General features: G+C 72.3%; 13 protein-coding genes and 2 tRNA genes. 5 read left to right on the forward strand and 10 right to left on the reverse strand.

Features of this window, described 5'->3' with window-relative positions; genetic code table 11:
- Positions 1 to 53: 53 nt before the first annotated feature.
- Positions 54 to 2,513 (forward strand): MFS transporter, encoded by a 2,460-nt coding sequence (locus AC0ZLC_RS17640; protein WP_476753133.1) that lies wholly within the window; start codon positions 54 to 56, stop codon positions 2,511 to 2,513.
- A gap of 122 nt (positions 2,514 to 2,635) precedes the next feature.
- A complete protein-coding gene (locus AC0ZLC_RS17645; protein WP_476752919.1) occupies positions 2,636 to 3,457 on the forward strand; it encodes a YceI family protein in 822 nt (273 codons plus the stop codon).
- 104 nt (positions 3,458 to 3,561) lie between these two features.
- Here AC0ZLC_RS17645 and AC0ZLC_RS17650 read toward each other — a convergent pair whose 3' ends face one another.
- Together AC0ZLC_RS17650 and AC0ZLC_RS17655 are read right to left on the reverse strand one after the other, a co-directional pair.
- Positions 3,562 to 4,335 (reverse strand): ANTAR domain-containing protein, encoded by a 774-nt coding sequence (locus tag AC0ZLC_RS17650; RefSeq protein WP_476752920.1) that lies wholly within the window; start codon positions 4,333 to 4,335, stop codon positions 3,562 to 3,564.
- A 28-nt stretch (positions 4,336 to 4,363) separates the two neighbouring features.
- Positions 4,364 to 5,089 carry an ANTAR domain-containing protein gene (locus AC0ZLC_RS17655; RefSeq protein ID WP_476752921.1) on the reverse strand — a complete coding sequence of 242 codons (726 nt, stop codon included), beginning with the start codon at positions 5,087 to 5,089 and terminating at the stop codon, positions 4,364 to 4,366.
- Positions 5,090 to 5,325: 236 nt separating this feature from the next.
- Between AC0ZLC_RS17655 and AC0ZLC_RS17660 the strand changes: the two genes are divergently transcribed.
- On the forward strand, positions 5,326 to 5,676 hold the full coding sequence (locus AC0ZLC_RS17660) for an STAS domain-containing protein (protein ID WP_476752922.1): 351 nt from the start codon (positions 5,326 to 5,328) through the stop codon (positions 5,674 to 5,676).
- Positions 5,677 to 5,685: 9 nt separating this feature from the next.
- A complete protein-coding gene (locus AC0ZLC_RS17665) occupies positions 5,686 to 6,156 on the forward strand; it encodes a PPOX class F420-dependent oxidoreductase (RefSeq protein ID WP_476752923.1) in 471 nt (156 codons plus the stop codon).
- An 88-nt stretch (positions 6,157 to 6,244) separates the two neighbouring features.
- Here AC0ZLC_RS17665 and AC0ZLC_RS17670 read toward each other — a convergent pair whose 3' ends face one another.
- From AC0ZLC_RS17670 to AC0ZLC_RS17705, 8 genes are all read right to left on the reverse strand, one after another.
- On the reverse strand, positions 6,245 to 8,449 hold the full coding sequence (locus AC0ZLC_RS17670; RefSeq protein WP_476752924.1) for a mannosyltransferase YkcB-related protein: 2,205 nt from the start codon (positions 8,447 to 8,449) through the stop codon (positions 6,245 to 6,247).
- Positions 8,446 to 9,867, reverse strand: a complete 1,422-nt coding sequence (locus AC0ZLC_RS17675; RefSeq protein ID WP_476752925.1) for a bifunctional glycosyltransferase family 2/GtrA family protein — start codon at positions 9,865 to 9,867, stop codon at positions 8,446 to 8,448. The genes AC0ZLC_RS17670 and AC0ZLC_RS17675 overlap by 4 nt, the downstream gene beginning before the upstream one ends.
- A 26-nt stretch (positions 9,868 to 9,893) precedes the next feature.
- On the reverse strand, positions 9,894 to 11,498 hold the full coding sequence (locus AC0ZLC_RS17680; protein ID WP_476752926.1) for a sensor histidine kinase: 1,605 nt from the start codon (positions 11,496 to 11,498) through the stop codon (positions 9,894 to 9,896).
- A complete protein-coding gene (locus AC0ZLC_RS17685) occupies positions 11,495 to 12,235 on the reverse strand; it encodes a response regulator transcription factor (RefSeq protein ID WP_476752927.1) in 741 nt (246 codons plus the stop codon). The genes AC0ZLC_RS17680 and AC0ZLC_RS17685 overlap by 4 nt, the downstream gene beginning before the upstream one ends.
- Before the next feature lie 120 nt (positions 12,236 to 12,355).
- On the reverse strand, positions 12,356 to 13,261 hold the full coding sequence (locus AC0ZLC_RS17690) for an amidohydrolase family protein (RefSeq protein WP_476753134.1): 906 nt from the start codon (positions 13,259 to 13,261) through the stop codon (positions 12,356 to 12,358).
- 328 nt (positions 13,262 to 13,589) lie between these two features.
- Positions 13,590 to 14,519 (reverse strand): DUF2797 domain-containing protein, encoded by a 930-nt coding sequence (locus AC0ZLC_RS17695; protein WP_476752928.1) that lies wholly within the window; start codon positions 14,517 to 14,519, stop codon positions 13,590 to 13,592.
- 115 nt (positions 14,520 to 14,634) lie between these two features.
- Positions 14,635 to 14,707 (reverse strand) — tRNA-Arg (locus AC0ZLC_RS17700).
- Positions 14,708 to 14,937: 230 nt separating this feature from the next.
- A tRNA-Ser gene (locus tag AC0ZLC_RS17705) sits at positions 14,938 to 15,028 on the reverse strand.
- A gap of 158 nt (positions 15,029 to 15,186) precedes the next feature.
- Between AC0ZLC_RS17705 and AC0ZLC_RS17710 the strand changes: the two genes are divergently transcribed.
- The gene (locus tag AC0ZLC_RS17710; protein ID WP_476752929.1) at positions 15,187 to 15,675 is read left to right on the forward strand and encodes an SSI family serine proteinase inhibitor; all 489 of its coding nucleotides are present in this window, start codon (positions 15,187 to 15,189) and stop codon (positions 15,673 to 15,675) included.
- Positions 15,676 to 15,779 lie beyond the last annotated feature (104 nt).

Consider the following 15,779-nt stretch of genomic DNA (forward strand, 5'->3'; position numbering starts at 1 on the left):
CCGGTGTGCGGGCTCACGCCAAGCACGGAGGTGGGTCCTCCGACGGCGCTCCGATGACGCACCGGCAGATCATGGAGGCGCTCTCCGGGCTGCTGCTCGGCATGTTCGTCGCGATCCTGTCGTCGACGATCGTCTCCAACGCACTCCCCGAGATCATCGGGGACCTGGGCGGCGGCCAGTCCGCCTACACCTGGGTCGTCACGGCCTCGCTGCTGGCCATGACGGCGACCACGCCCCTGTGGGGCAAGCTCGCCGACCTCTACAGCAAGAAGGCGCTCGTCCAGATAGCGCTGATCATCTACGTGCTGGGCTCCGTGGTGGCCGGCCTCTCGCAGAACGCGGGCATGCTGATCACCGTCCGGGTCGTCCAGGGCGTCGGCGTCGGTGGTCTGTCCGCCCTGGCGCAGATCGTGATGGCCGCGATGATCTCCCCGCGCGAGCGGGGCCGCTACTCCGGCTACCTCGGTGCGACCTTCGCCGTCGCGACCGTCGGCGGTCCGCTGCTCGGCGGCGTCATCACCGACACGTCGTGGCTCGGCTGGCGCTGGTGCTTCTACGTCGGTGTGCCCTTCGCGGTCATCGCGCTGATCGTCCTGCAGAAGACCCTGCACCTGCCCGTCGTGAAGCGCGAGGTGAAGGTCGACTGGGCCGGCGCCTTCTTCATCTCGGCCGCGGTCTCCCTGCTGCTGCTGTGGGTCACCTTCGCCGGTGACAAGTACGACTGGATCTCCTGGCAGACCTACACCATGCTCGCCGGCGCGGTCGTGCTCGGTCTGCTCTTCGTGCTCGTCGAGTCCCGGGCGAGCGAGCCGATCATCCCGCTGCGGCTGTTCCGCAACCGCACCATCACGCTGTCGTCGATCGCCTCGCTGTTCGTCGGCGTCGCCATGTTCACCGGCACGGTCTTCTTCAGCCAGTACTTCCAGCTGGCCCGCGACAAGTCCCCGACGATGTCCGGCGTGATGACCATCCCGATGATCGCCGGCCTGTTCGTCTCCTCCACGGTCTCCGGCCAGGTCATCACCAAGACCGGCAAGTGGAAGGCCTGGCTGGTCAGCGGTGGCGTCCTGGTGACCGCGGGACTCGGTCTGCTCGGCACCATCCGGTACGACACGGAGTACTGGCACATCGCGATCTTCATGGCGCTGATGGGTCTCGGCATCGGCATGATGATGCAGAACCTGGTGCTGTGCACGCAGAACCAGGTGGCCCCGGCCGACCTCGGCGCGGCCAGCTCCACGGTGACGTTCTTCCGGTCCCTCGGCGGCGCGATCGGCGTCTCCGCGCTGGGCGCCGTGATGGCCCACCGGATCACCGACTACGCCAAGGACGGCCTGACCGACCTCGGCCCCAAGTACGCCTCCGCCGCCGCCGGTGCGAGCTCCGACAACAGCATCCCGGACATGGACGCGCTGCCCGCGCCGCTGCGCACCGTGATGGAGAGCGCGTACGGCCACGGCATCGCGGACGTCTTCCTGATCGCCTCCGCGACGGCGCTGATCGCCTTCTTCGTGACCCTCTTCATCAAGGAGGTCCCGCTGCGCACCTCGGGCGGTCTGGCACAGGCCGCCGAGGCGAAGGCGGACACCGCGGCGACGGCCCCCGCCGCCCCCGCGGCCCCCGCCGCCGTCCAGGACCAGACCCCGAGCTGGGCGCTCCAGGAGACCGGCCCTGCGGAGGCGGGCCCCGAGGGCACGCAGCGGCTCGGCGCGGTCGCCGCCGCGGCGGCGGCCGGAACCGCCGCGGGTTCCGGCGGGATCCCGGTACGCGGACACATCCGCGGTGACGAGAGCGCACCCGTGCCGCGGGCCGCGGTCACACTGATCTCGCTCGCGGGACGGCAGCTCGGCCGCTCCGTCGCGCAGGCCGACGGCGCCTACGCGCTGGACGCCCCCGGCACCGGCTCGTACGTCCTGATCGCCTCCGCCGACGGCTTCCAGCCACAGGCCTCGACGATCGTCGTCAACGACGAACCGGTCGCGTACGACATCCTGCTGAGCGGTACCAGCGGGCTGAGCGGTGTGGTGCGAGGCGCCGGGTCCGGGACCGCGGTCAAGGACGCCATGGTCATCGTGACCGACGTGCGCGGTGACGTGCTGGCCACCGGAGTCACCGGTGAGCAGGGCGGGTTCACCTTCGCCGAGCTGGTCCCGGGTGCCGTGACCGTCGCGGTGAACGCGGCCGGGCACCGGCCGACGGCCCTGCCCGTCGAGGTCGGCGGTACCGGGGTCACCCGGGTCGAGGTCGAGCTCAGCCCCGGCGCCCAGGTCCAGGGCGTCGTCCGGGCACCGGGCGGCCCGCTCGGCGACGCCCGGGTCACCCTGGTCGACGCTGCCGGCAACGTGATCGGCACGGCCAGGACCGGCGCCGACGGGGCGTACGCCTTCACCGACCTGGACAGCGGCGAGTACACCGTCATCGCGACGGGCTACCCGCCGGTGGCCACCTCGCTGACCGTGAACGGCCGCGACGCCGACCACCACGACATCGAACTCTCCCACCCGGGCGAGTAGTTCGGCTCCGGCCCGCGGGGCGCACTCCGAGCGGAGGTGCGTCCCGCGGGCCGGTCTCTTTTTCGACCGGTCCGAACGGCTCCGCCGGTTTCGGACAGCTTGGCCTGCAAGGAGAAAACGGGATGGGACTGACCGCACGGATTCGCACGCGGGACGGATGGGCCGTGTCGCACGCCGTCGTCACGGTGACCGACATGACGGGCACGCAGGTGCTGCGGGCCGAGGCCGACGACGAGGGAGCGGTACGGGACACGACCGCCCTGACACCAGGCGCGTACACCGTGATCGTCACCGCGGTCGGGTACGCGCCCGCCGCGTCCAGCGCGATCGTCACGGCGAGCGGACGGGCCGAGATCGGCAACGTCCTCCTCGCCCGTCAGGGCGGCACCGAGCTGCCCCCGCCGGGCCCGTGGACCATCGACCCCGCGCACTCCTCGGTGGGCGCGGTCGCCCAGCACCTGGGCATCTCGAGCGTGCACGGCCGGTTCACGGAGTTCACGGGCCTGATCGAGATCGCCCCGGACGACGTCGCCAGGTCCCGGGTGGAGGCGGTGATCTCCGCGGCCTCCATCGACACGGGCAACGGCATGCGCGACGGGCACCTCAAGTCGTCCGACTTCCTCGACGTGGAGACGTACCCGCAGATCACCTACCGCTCGACGGGCCTGAGCCCCGCCGGTTCCGACCGCTGGACGGTGCACGGCGAGCTGACCATGCACGGCGTCGTACGCCCCGTCGACCTGGACCTCGCCTACCTCGGCACCGGCGCCGACCCCTGGGGCGGCACGCGCGCCGCGTTCCGCGCCGGCGCCGAACTGCGCCGCGAGGACTTCGCGATGAACTACAACCAGGTGCTCCAGGCGGGCATCTCCGCCATCGGCACGACCCTGCGGGTGGAGCTGGACATCCAGGCCGTCCAGGGGGACGTACTGCCGGCCGCCTGACGGCCCGGGCGGACGGACACGGTCGGACAGGTCAAACGGCCCAGGGGGCTCACTGCCGGCCGTCCGACGGCGGGACGCCCGACGCTTTCGGCCGCCGGGGTCCTTCAGCCGCCGGCCCGGGAGCCGTCCGGGGCCCTGCCGTCGCGGGCGGCCGGGGCGGAGCGCGACACCCGGGCCACCAGGTCGCCGCACAGGTCCCTGAGCTTGACGTTCGAGTCCTGCGAGGCGCGGCGCAGCATGTCGAGCGCCACCCGGGCGTCGCAGCGCTCCTTCGCCATGAGGATGCCGACCGCCTGGTCGATCACACTGCGCGAGAGCAGGGCGGTCCTGACGTCCCCCGCCGACGTCCGCTCACGCTCGATGCGCAGCGCGGCGTTGATCGCCTCCGCGGCGCGCTCCGCGAACGCGCGGGCGGTCTCGCGGCGGTCGCGGAAGGCGTCCTCCGTCACGGCGTAGAGATTCAGCGCCGCGTCCGTCTCGCCGTCGACCGGGAGCGGGACGGCCAGCACCGAGCGGATCCCCTGGGAGAGCGCGTAGGGGGTGTACGAGGGCCAGCGGGTCTCCTGCGCCAGGTCAGGGGAGTACTGCTCGGCGTCCACCTCGGCCGCCCGGACGCAGGGCCCGTCACCGTTCTCGTACTGGCGCTGGTCGAGTCCGCTCGGCAGGCCGCTCGTGCCCGCCAGGGTGAGCAGCCGCCCGTCACGGCGCACCGTGATGCTGCACGCCGCCACCCCTTCCACGGCGAGCACCGCCCGCTCCGTCAGGTCCCTGAGCAGGGTGTCGAGTCCGCCGCTCTGGGCAAGTGCCTCGTGCAGCGTGCGGGCCCCAGGCGCGGCGGCGGCCCGTGGCGGCCGGGGCGGATCGGCTGGAGGTCTCATACGGAGCGGGTATCCCGTCGGCACCCGCTCACGCCTGGTCCCGCACGTCCACGATCCGAACGGCCAGGTCGCGCAGCTTCACGTTCTCGCGCTGCGAGGTCCGCACCAGGCTGTCGAAGGCCTCCGCCGCGTCGATGTCCAGGCGCTCCATGAGGATGCCCGTGGCCTGTCCGATCAGGTCGCGGGTGCGCATGGCCTCCGTCAACTGCTCCCGTACGGTCGCCGTCTCCAGCGCGATGCTGACGTGCGCGGTCAGCAGCCGGCCGATCCGTCTCGCCGAGGCGTCGAAGGCGCCCGGCTTTCGCGCGTAGACGGTGAGCACGGTGAGCCGACGGCGGTCCGCGCGCAGGCGCAGGGAGAGCACCGAGCGCAGGCCGAGGCCCGACAGGGTGAGTTCGCCGTCGTCGGCCGCGCCGCTGTCCTCGATCCCGGCGACCGGCGCGCTCCACAGGTCGGTCCAGTACGCGCGGTGCTCGCGGCCCGCGTCGAGCACGTCGGCGGAGCGTACGACGTCGTCGGTCCAGGCGAGGGTCTGCCGCGGTGCGGTGTCCTCGATGACGGAGACGCCCGCGTGCTCGGCGCCGGGCAGGAGATGGACGGCGAGTTGGGCCGCGGTGCGCAGGGTGCCGTTCGCCGTCGATGTCTCGTGCAGCTGCCGAGCGGCCGCCGTCAGCGCTTCGGCCAGCTCGAAACCCGCAGCAGAACGGGGCAATTCACTAAAGTCGGACGCAGCCACCACGAACCTCTTCGGCATGCATGGCCAGGGTCCCGTCGTCGTCCGACGACAGGTCCCGGCGCCATGCGCAGGAGAGCTCCGCAGCACATTCCCGACTGCGAGCACAGGACGAACAGCACTTTAGCTGCTCCGATGGGGTGAGTTGCGGCTCGGTGCCCCGGCTACCGGCGCGACCGGCGCGCGTGATGGAATGGCATCACAGGTCAGGAAGCGGCCTCATCGGAACCGGACACATGTCTCTCAGGTGAGCCGTCATGATCTTCTCCCCGACCCCACGTGACCTGCCGGACTGCACGCTCGTCGCGCTGCCGGCGGACATCGACATCTCCAACGCCGACGCCCTGCGCGCCGGGACCATGGACGTCGTGAACGCGCGCAGGGACCGCCTGCGCCTGCTCGTGCTGGACCTCACGACCACCGACTTCATGGACTCCCAGGGCGTACGCCTCATCAACGAGGTGCGGGCGCTCGTACACCGTCCGCCCCGGACCGAGGTGCGCGTGGTGGCGGCCCCCGGGGGGCTGGTGAGCCGCGTCCTGGAGCTGACCGGAGTACGCCGGGACGTCGCCGTGTACGACGACCTCGCGGAGGCGATCGGGTCCTAGGCTGGCCGTATGGCACCTCACATCGCGACGAACACCGCCGTATCCCTCGACGAGTTGCTGGACTTCGTACGGCCCCGGCACCGCGCCGTCCTGCTGACCCGGCGGGCCGGCGGCGGGCCCCAGGGCTCGCCCCTGACCTGCGGGGTCGACGACTCGGGCCGCATCGTCGTCTCCACCTACCCGGAGCGCGCCAAGACGCGGAACGCCAAGCGGGACGAGCGGGTCAGCCTGATCGTGCTGAGCGACGAGTGGAACGGGCCCTGGGTCCAGATCGACGGGACCGCCGAGGTCATCGACGCGCCGGACTCCGTCGAGCCGCTCGTCGAGTACTACCGCACCATCGCGGGGGAGCACCCGGACTGGGACGAGTACCGGGAGGCGATGCGCAAGCAGGGCAAGTCGATCATCCGGGTCACGCCCGAGCGGTGGGGCCCGGTGGCGACGGGAGGCTTCCCGGCGCGGCTCGCCGAGCAGGACTGACCCCGGTGGGCCCGGCCCGCTCCGGCGGTACACGAAAGCGGTGGCCCGGGGCATGCGCGCCCGGGCCACCGCCTGGTGAGGAGGTCCGTCAGCTGTCGCTCTTCAGCTTCGTCAGGTCGTAGAAGGTGGCGGAACCGACCGTCACCTTCTTGTAGGTGGCCTCGACCCACGAGGTGATCGAGGACGCGGAACCGGAGTTGCCGCCCCCGCCGCCGGCGCCGCCCGCGATGAAGTAGTGGATCTTTCCGTCCTCGACGTACTTCTTGAACTGGGCGAGTGTCGGGGACGGGTCGCTGCCGTTGAAGCCGCCGATCGCCATCACCGGGTCACCGGTGGCGAGCTGGTAGCTGGCGCCGTTCTGGGAGCCGATGGTCGCGGCCACCCAGGTGTACTGGTCGGCGTCCGCCTTCAGCAGCTTCTCGGCCTCGGCGCCGACGGACGCGCCGTTCAGCAGACCGCCCACGCCGCCGCCGCCCATGCCGCCCTCGCCCAAGCCGCCCTGCGGGGCCTGGCCGTTGCCGTTCTGCGGGGCCTGGCCGTTGCCCTGCGGGGCCTGGCCGTTGCCCTGCGGGTTCGTGCCGCCGGGGAAGCCGCCGCCGCCCGGGGGCTGACCCGTGCCACCGCCCTGCGGTGCCCCGTTCTGCTGGTTCCGGCCGGGCATTTTGCCGCCCGTCCGCCCGCCGCCGGGACCACCACCGGGACCGCCGCCCATCATGCTCGCGCCGGCCGGACCGGCCGTGACGATGGAGCCCGTGTGACCGGTGTCCACCGTGCTCAGCGTGTACGCCGTCGGACCCGCGACCGCCGCCACGAAGCTCAGCCCGGCCGCCGCGAGGGCCAGGTGCCGGCCCAGGCGCGCCACGAAGACAAGCCCGAGCGCGCCGACCAGCCCGCCGACGAGCACCAGCCACTTCAGCCAGGGCAGGTAGTCGGAGGTGCGGTTGAGGAGCACATAGCCCCAGACCGCCGCCGCGGTGACCGACGCCGCGAGCGTCAGCGCGGCCCAGATCCTGCCCCGCTCCTCCCACAGCATCGTGGCGCCCATGCCGACCACGGCCGCGATGTAGGGGGCCAGGGCCACCGTGTAGTACTGGTGGAAGATGCCGGCCATGTAGCTGAAGACGATCACGGTCATCAGCAGCGCGCCGCCCCACGCGAGGAACGAGCCGCGGGCCAGGTCGGTCCGCTGCGCCTTCCTGGTCAGCCAGAGTCCGGCCACGAGCAGGACAAGCGCGGTGGGCAGCAGCCACGAGATCTGCCCGCCGATCTCGGAGTTGAACATCCGGTCCCAGCCGGTCTCACCCCACTGACCGGTACCGCCGCCGCCCCCGCCGCCGACGCTGCCGGTCTCCTCGCCGTTGATCCGGCCCAGACCGTTGTAGCCGAAGGTCAGCTCCAGGAAGGAGTTGTTCTGCGAGCCGCCGATGTACGGGCGGGACGAGGCCGGCCACAGCTCGACGATCGCGACCCACCAGCCGCCGGAGACGACCAGGGCGGCCGTGGCGAGGGCGAGCTGCCCGAGACGCTTCCGCAGCCGCACCGGCCCGCAGACCCCGTACAGGATCGCCAGCGGCGGCAGGATCAGGAAGGCCTGAAGGGTCTTGGTCAGGAAGGCGAGGCCGACCGCGACACCCGCCCACACCAGCCACTTGGTGCGCCCGTCCTCCAGGGCGCGGATCACGCAGTACACCGTGACGGTCATCAGCAGCGCGAGCAGCGCGTCCGGGTTGTTGAACCGGAACATCAGCGCGGCGACGGGAGTGAGCGCCAGCACCGCACCGGCGATCAGGCCGGCCGCCGGGGAGAAGCGGCGCCGCACGGCCGCGTGCAGCACGCCGACCGTGGCGACGCCCATCAGCACCTCGGGGACGAGGATCGCCCACGAGCCGAGGCCGAAGATCCGTACCGACAGCGCCATCGGCCACAGTGCGGCCGGGGGCTTGTCGACGGTGATCGCGTTGCCGGCGTCGAGCGAGCCGAAGAAGAACGCCTTCCAGCTCTGGCTGCCGGCCTGGACGGCCGCGGAGTAGAAGGAGTTGGCGTATCCGGACGCGCTCAGGCCGTACAGGTAGAGCAGACCGGTGGCGAGGAGCAGGGCGAGCAGGGCCGGGCGGGCCCAGCGCGGGTCCTCGGGCCGGCCGCGCCACAGCCGGCGCGCGAAGGGCTGTTCCGGTTCACCGGAACCGGGTGCCGCCGGGTGGGATGCGGCCGGTTCGTGCGCCGCGGACGCGGCGGGTGGCCCCCAGGAGGGGGTGATGTCCCCCTGCGACGTCGTGCCGGGCTGAGTCGTCATCGTGCGTTCCTCGGATCGTGAGCGTGCGGGCGCACCGTCTGCAGCTGCACGGTCGCGTCCCCCCTGGTGCGGTCCGCGACGTCGCCGGCGCGGAATTCTGTGGTGTCGTACGAGGACCGGTGCGCCGCCGTGGCGTACGGGGCCGGGGCGGGTGAGGCCACGGCCGTGAAGGCGGGCTCGTCGCGGTCCGGGAAGACCCAGGCCCTGAAGAGCAGGAACCGCAGCACCGTCGCCGCGAGGTTGGCGGCGACGAGGACCGCGAGTTCCGTGGAGTGCGCGGGCTCGGACGTCGCCGCGTCCAGGGCGGCGAGCGAGCCGCTGGTGAGGATCAGTCCGATGCCGAACACCACCAGTCCCTGGGCCTGATGGCGCATGGCGCTCTCCCGGCCGCGGACGCCGAACGTGAGCCGCCGGTTGGCCGCCGTGTTCGCCACCGCCGAGACCAGCAGGGCGAGCGCGTTGGCGGTCTGCGGCCCCGCGACGGCCCGGAAGCCGGAGTACAGCAGCAGGTAGAACAGCGTCGACAGGACGCCCACCGCGCAGAAGCCGACCAGCTGACGCGCGAGGCCGCGGGGCACCCCGGCCAGGTCCCGGTCGCGCGGATCGTCCCCGAAGGGCCGCGCGAGCCGGTCCAGCGGCAGCGAACCCGTCGCGAGGGCCCGGCCCACGCGCCACACGCCCTTCAGGTCGTCCGTCGCCGTCCGCACGATGTGCACGGTCGAGTCCGGGTCGTCGACCCAGTCGACCGGCACCTCGTGGATGCGCAGCCCGGCCCGCTCGGCCAGCACCAGCATCTCGGTGTCGAAGAACCAGCCGGTGTCCTCCACCAGCGGCAGCAGCGCCTGGGCGACATCACGCCGGATCGCCTTGAATCCGCACTGCGCGTCGGAGAAGCGGGCCTGCAGCGAGCCCCGCAGGATCAGGTTGTAGGTGCGGCTGATGAACTCCCGCTTCGCGCCGCGCACCACGCGCGACGCGCGGGCGAGCCGCGAGCCGATCGCCAGGTCCGAGTGACCGGAGATCAGCGGCGCCACCAGCGGCAGCAGGGCGTTGAGGTCGGTGGACAGATCCACGTCCATGTAGGCGAGGACCGGGGCGTCCGAGGCGGACCAGACGGTGCGCAGCGCCCGGCCGCGGCCCTTCTGCTCCAGACGGAAGGATCTGACCTCCGCGATCTCCGCCTCCAGCCGCGCGGCCACCAGCGGTGTGGTGTCCGTGGACGCGTTGTCCGCGATCGTGATGCGGAACGAGTACGGGAAGGTGCGTGCGAGGTGGTCGTGCAGTCGCCGCACACACGGCTGGAGGTCCTTCTCCTCGTTGTAGACGGGGATCACTACGTCCAGGACAGGCGTGCCGGCGTGTCCGGCCGGGAGGTGCTCCCGCGCCGGCAGGCTGCCGGGAGAAGAGTCGGTTCGCATGACGACGACATTCGTCAACCGCCCTGTTACGCCCGTGTGGTGGCGCTGTGCTGTGCCTGTGAGTGCGAGTACGGGTACGGGCCCGTCTCCACGGCGAGCGCGGGCAGATGCACCGTGAACACGGTCCTGCCGGGCATGCTGTCGACGGTCACGGCGCCCCCGTGCGCGGACGCGACGGCCTGCACGATGGCCAGCCCCAGACCGGTCGAACCGGAGACCCGGGAGCGCGAGGAGTCACCGCGCGCGAAACGCTCGAAGACCCGGGGCAGCAGGTCCGCCGGGATGCCGGGGCCGTCGTCCTGGACGTCCACGCACAGCCACGGCCCGTGCCGGTGCACGCGCGCGGTCACGGTCGTCCCCGGCGGGGTGTGCGTGCGCGCGTTCGCGAACAGGTTGACCAGGATCTGCTGGAGCCGCGCGGCGTCCGCCGACACCAGGGCCGGTTCGTCGGGCAGTTCGAGCCGCCAGTTGTGGTCGCGGCCGGCCGCCCGGGCGTCGCTCACCGCGTCCACGACGAGCGGCACCAGGTCCGTCTGCTCGTACTGGAGCGGCCGCCCCGCGTCCAGGCGGGCGAGCAGCAGCAGGTCCTCGACCAGCAGCGTCATGCGCCCGGCCTCGGACTCGATCCGCCCGAGGGCGTGCCGGGTGTCGGGCCCGGTCTCCTCCCGGCCGCGCCGGGTCAGCTCGGCGTACCCGCGGATCGAGGCCAGCGGTGTGCGCAGCTCGTGGCTGGCGTCCGCGACGAACTGCCGTACCCGCGTCTCGCTCTGCTGGCGGGCGTGCAGGGCGCCGTGGATGTGGTCGAGCATGCGGTTGAGCGCGGCGCCGACCTGGCCGACCTCGGTGCGCGGGTCCGCCTCGGACTCCGGGACCCGCTCGTAGAGGGTCACCTCGCCGGTGTGCAGGGTGAGTTCGGAGACGCGGGTGGCGGTGGAGGCGACCCGGCGCAGCGGGCGCAGGGCGACTCCGACGAGGACCGACCCGGCGATACCGGCGGCCACGAGGCCGGCCGCGGTGACGCTGACCTCGACGAGGATGAGGGTGTTGATGGTGCTCGTCACGGACTCGGTCGGCAGGGCGACGTAGAAGCTGCCGCGATTGCCGTGCATGTACGCGACCCGGTACTGGCCCAGGCCCGGGAGGTCCACGGTGTGCAGGCCGGTCTTCGGAACGGAGGCGAGCACCGCCTTCTGCGCCTCGGTGAGCTTCTTGGTGGTCATCCGGAAGCTCTCGCTCGCGGAGGCCTTGTTCTCCTTGGTGACGACCGCCTTCGAGATCCCGCCGTCGTCGCCGACCTCGGCGACGACGGTGTCCGGCAGGGTCCCGCCCCTCGTGGCGAAGCCGAAGGGGTCGTCGGGCGGATCGAGTTGGCCGTCCGGGCTCTGGTTCCCCGTGTCCGGCCGCTGGACCCCGACGGGCTTCTTCGGGCCACCCGTCGCCCGCATGCCGACCTCGGTGACCTGGCTGTTCAGCTGATCGGACAGGTGCTCTTCCAGCGCGATCGTCGTCACCGTGCCGATGACGGCGCACACCACCGCGATGAGGGCGACCGCCGAGACGACGAGCCGCGTCCGCAGCGTCCGCGGCCGGGATGCTCGCTGCTGCCCGCGCGGCCGTCGTCGTCCGCTCATGACACGGCGGGCTTGATCAGGTAACCGGCACCGCGGCGGGTGTGGATCATCGGCTCGCGGCCCGCGTCGATCTTGCGCCGCAGATACGAGATGTAGAGCTCGACGACATTGGCCTGGCCGCCGAAGTCGTACGACCACACGCGGTCGAGGATCTGCGCCTTGCTGAGCACCCGGCGCGGATTGCGCATCAGGAACCGCAGCAGCTCGAACTCGGTGGCCGTCAGGTGGATGCTGTCGCCGCCCCGGGACACCTCGTGGCTGTCCTCGTCGAGGGTCAGGTCCCCGACGACGAGGACGGAGTCGCTGCGCCGGTCGGCGGCACCGGAGCGGCGGATCAGCCCGCGCAGCCGTGCCACCACCTCTTCGAGGCTGAACGGCTTGGTGACGTAGTCGTCGCCGCCGGCGGTGAGTCCGGCGATGCGGTCCTCCACGGCGTCCTTGGCCGTGAGGAACAGGACGGGCACGTCGGGCAGGTCCCGGCGCAGCCGGCCGAGCACCGCGAGCCCGTCCATGTCGGGCAGCATCATGTCGAGCACCACGGCGTCGGGCCTGAACTCACGGGCGGCCTGCACCGCTCCGTGTCCGTCGCCCGCGCTGCGGATCTGCCACCCTTCGTAGCGAAGGGCCATGGACAGCAGCTCGGTGATCGACAGCTCGTCGTCCACCACCAGCACTCGGACGGGGCTCCCGTCCGGCCTCAGCAGTTCGGTGCGCCCCTGGGGCGAGGTCGTGGTCATAGCGGACACACTGCTGGGCGCCGCTGAGAGCGTCCTTTCGGGAACCTGTGATTTGCCTGAGAAACGCACAGGGGCCTCTCAGGAGGCGCCTAGGTGTACCGGCCCGCAGGGTCGATGCGCCTAGGCGGTGCCGAGCCCGAAGAGGCGGGCGCCGTTGTCGTGGCAGACCGCCCGCAGCCAGTCGTCGCCGAGCCCGAGCCGCTCCAGCGCGTGCAGCTGATGGACGTACGGATACGGGATGTTGGGGAAGTCCGTCCCCAGCAGGACCCGGTCCCCGAGGGCGGCGAGCCGGGGCAGCGCCTCCCGGGGGAACGGCGCGAGTCGCTCGCTGAAGTCGGTGAGCGCCATGGTCGTGTCCAGCCGCACCTCGCCGTACCGCTCCGCGAGCCCGAGGAAGTCCTCGTACTCCGGCATCCCGAGATGCGCGACCACGAGCCGCAGCCGGGGGTGCCGGGTGAGGACACCGGCGACCGGCCCCGGTCCGGTGTGCCTGCCCGGCGCGGGACCGGAACCGCAGTGCACAACGACCGGGACCCCCGCTTCGGCGAGCAGTCCCCACGCGGGGTCCAGGAGCGGGTCGCCGGGGTCGTACGCGCCCACCTGCACATGCGCCTTGAACACCCGCGCCCCCGCGTCGAGGGCCTCCTTCACGTACGTCTCGACGCCCGGCTCGGGGAACAGGGTCGCCGTGTGCAGACAGTCGGGGGTGCGGCGGGCGAAGCCGACGGCCCAGTCGTTGAGCCACCGGGCCATGCCGGCCTTGTGCGGGTAGAGCATCGCGGTGAAGGCCCGGGCGCCGAACCCCCGGAGGATTGCGAGGCGTTCCTCCTCGTCGGCGCGGTAGGTGATCGGCCATTCGACGCCGCCCGTGAGGGGCCCGAGCGCGTCGAAGTAGCCCCAGACCTTGCGCAGGACGCGCTCGGGCATGAAGTGCGTGTGCACGTCGACGAGCCCGGGAAGCCCCAGCCGCGCCCAGAACCTGCGCACTTCGGCGGTGCCGGGGTCGGTCCCGTTACCGGGGCGCATCCCATTACCGGTGCTGGGGTCGGTACCCGGACGGACGGGGGCGGGGGCGGGGGCGTGAGGGCTTACGGCGGCTACGGTGCCGGCGTCTTCATCGGGGCCGGGGTTTTCGTCGGTGCCGGTGCCGGTGCCGGTGCCGGTGACCCTGCCGGTACCGGTGTCGATACCGGTGCCGGTGCCGGTGCCGGTGCCGGTGCCGGTGTCGTCGGCCATGGCGTCCGTCTCCCGGGGGGCGCGGTGATCGCTCATGTCCGTCACTCTCGGTCCGGGCGCCCGCCGGCGTCCAGCACCGTGGCAGGGGACCTGCGGCGCAGCCCTGTCCGCCGCGTCCTCAGAACAGTCCGTCCTGCACGCTTCCCGCGGACCGTCTCGACTCCCGTACGGGAAAGGGCGGCAGGCCCTCCCCTCCGGCGGCGGTCAGCTCCCAGCCGGGCATCAGCCGCGTGTCGAGGACGACGACCCCGCGCCCGGTCGCGAGATGCAGGTCGGGACCCGCGGCGGCGAGCAGCTCACCACTCACGGCACACCCGGCGGCCAGTTCGCTCACCACGCCGTCGGCCGGCGGCAGCCCGGCGAGCCCGAACACCCCCGTGTGGTCCACGGGCCGGAACGCCACGCGCTCCAGGGACTCGGGCCACCCGTCGAGCCGGCCGGCCCGGGCGTGCAGCTCGGCGATCTCCGCGATCCGCTCCCCGACCCCGGCGTCCGCCCCTACCGTTTCCGCGGCCGGTGTCCCGGCTCCCGCCCGGGTCCCCGGCAGCTCACTGCGCACCGCGCGCTTCACGGCGTACGGAATCCGGTCGGGCACCCCGAGCGCGGCCTGCAGCAACTCCTCGGCCCGCCGGGCGGCCATCAGCGGCCCGCGTCCCAGCCAGCTGAACGTGACGGCCCCCTGCTCCAGCAGCCGCGCGGGCCCTCGCCCGACCCCGGTGATGCCCACCTTGACCAGGCCGGGCCCGAACCACGCCAGATACACGTGGTACGGCCGCGGGTCGTCGGCGACGGTGTCGGCGGCCACGGAGTGGGCCCGCTCCAGCCGAGCGCACTCCACGCAGCGCGCCCCGCCGCCGCGCCCCGGCACGACGGCGCCCCGAGGACAGGCGTGCCCCCGCGCCCCCACGCAGGTCCGCACCCCGTCCTCCACCACGCCGAAGGCGACGCGCTGCCCCCGGACCAGCGCGCTGCTCCGCCCCCCGCCCCACACCAGCACGGGCCCGTCCGCCCCCCAGCGCAGCCCCGAACAACTCCACACCCGTGCCATCCCCCGAGCGTAGCCAGAGCCACTGACAACACCCCGGCCCCCGATCCGCCCGCCCGCCGCCCGCGCTCACGCATGCAAAAGGCCCCCGGATCTCTCCGGGGGCCTTCAACCTGTGTGCACTCGGCAGGATTCGAACCTGCAACCTTCTGATCCGTAGTCAGATGCTCTATCCGTTAAGCTACGAGTGCCTGTGTGTTCTGTTGTGTGATGCTCTTCCTTCCGGGCTTTTCTGCCTGGTCGGCGTTGCGGGAACAACATTACATGACTGGCGCCGTGAGGCGAAATCCGTTTGTCACACCCGGCCTGACCTGCGGAAATACCCGGATCGGGGGTGATCCGGGGTCGAGACCGGAGGCGTACGGGACCGGGAGAACGACCGAAGCCCCGGTCGTGACGACCGGGGCTTCGGGATCGAGCGCGGAGGCGGAGGGATTTGAACCCTCGATGGGCTTTAAGGCCCAAACCGCATTAGCAGTGCGGCGCCATAGACCGGACTAGGCGACGCCTCCAGCACAACCAGCCGCGCGAACGCGAATGGTGCGTGCAGATGATGACACAGCCGAGCGGGGTGTCACCAATCGCCCCCCACGGTACTAGGCAGGCGGGCCGCAGGGCAAAGCCCCGACCGGCGGCGCAACCACACGCGCGGTGAGGCGTTAGTCCGGTCATGAGTCCTGTCATGTCCCGGGTCACCCTGCGCCGGCTCGCCCTCGCGGCGGTCGCCTCCGCCGCCGCCCTGTCCGCCGCGCCCGCCGCGCACGCCGCACCCGTGCCCGATCCCCTGTCCCTTCTTCCCCTCATGCCGCCGCCCGCGGCCGGCGGTGAGGACCCCGGTGACCATCTCGTCGTCACCGTCGACCACGCGGGCGCCGCCGACGGGAGGTACGAGCTGGACTGCCACCCGGACGGCGGCACCCACCCCGACGTACGCGGCGCCTGCGACAAACTCGAAAACGGCACCCGGTGGGGCAAGGACCCCTTCGCCTCCGTCCCGGAGGGCACGCTCTGCACCATGCAGTACGGCGGCCCCGCCACCGCGCACGTCACCGGCACGTGGGCCGGACGTCCCGTCGACGCGAGGTACGACCGCGGGGACGGCTGCGAGATCGGGCGGTGGAACGCGCTCGTGCCGCTGCTGCCCGACCTCGGCCGGTAGCAGTCACCCTCTCCGGGGGGAAAGAGTCAACAGCCGGGCCCGGGCCGGACATGTCCAAGTCGTGCTCCCGGGGGGTGAAATGCACGGTCACAGCTTCTACGTAC

The organism is Streptomyces sp. GLSS-08, from assembly GCF_056387915.1.

Excerpts from the sequence above, each read along its gene's own strand:
- AC0ZLC_RS17640 (WP_476753133.1), top strand. The coding sequence starts at position 54 with ATGACGCACCGGCAGATCATGGAGGCGCTCTCCGGGCTGCTGCTCGGC.
- AC0ZLC_RS17645 (WP_476752919.1), top strand. The coding sequence starts at position 2,636 with ATGGGACTGACCGCACGGATTCGCACGCGGGACGGATGGGCCGTGTCG.
- AC0ZLC_RS17650 (WP_476752920.1), bottom strand. The coding sequence starts at position 4,335 with ATGAGACCTCCAGCCGATCCGCCCCGGCCGCCACGGGCCGCCGCCGCG.
- AC0ZLC_RS17655 (WP_476752921.1), bottom strand. The coding sequence starts at position 5,089 with ATGCCGAAGAGGTTCGTGGTGGCTGCGTCCGACTTTAGTGAATTGCCC.
- AC0ZLC_RS17660 (WP_476752922.1), top strand. The coding sequence starts at position 5,326 with ATGATCTTCTCCCCGACCCCACGTGACCTGCCGGACTGCACGCTCGTC.
- AC0ZLC_RS17665 (WP_476752923.1), top strand. The coding sequence starts at position 5,686 with ATGGCACCTCACATCGCGACGAACACCGCCGTATCCCTCGACGAGTTG.
- AC0ZLC_RS17670 (WP_476752924.1), bottom strand. The coding sequence starts at position 8,449 with ATGACGACTCAGCCCGGCACGACGTCGCAGGGGGACATCACCCCCTCC.
- AC0ZLC_RS17675 (WP_476752925.1), bottom strand. The coding sequence starts at position 9,867 with ATGCGAACCGACTCTTCTCCCGGCAGCCTGCCGGCGCGGGAGCACCTC.
- AC0ZLC_RS17680 (WP_476752926.1), bottom strand. The coding sequence starts at position 11,498 with ATGAGCGGACGACGACGGCCGCGCGGGCAGCAGCGAGCATCCCGGCCG.
- AC0ZLC_RS17685 (WP_476752927.1), bottom strand. The coding sequence starts at position 12,235 with ATGACCACGACCTCGCCCCAGGGGCGCACCGAACTGCTGAGGCCGGAC.
- AC0ZLC_RS17690 (WP_476753134.1), bottom strand. The coding sequence starts at position 13,261 with ATGCGCCCCGGTAACGGGACCGACCCCGGCACCGCCGAAGTGCGCAGG.
- AC0ZLC_RS17695 (WP_476752928.1), bottom strand. The coding sequence starts at position 14,519 with ATGGCACGGGTGTGGAGTTGTTCGGGGCTGCGCTGGGGGGCGGACGGG.
- AC0ZLC_RS17710 (WP_476752929.1), top strand. The coding sequence starts at position 15,187 with ATGAGTCCTGTCATGTCCCGGGTCACCCTGCGCCGGCTCGCCCTCGCG.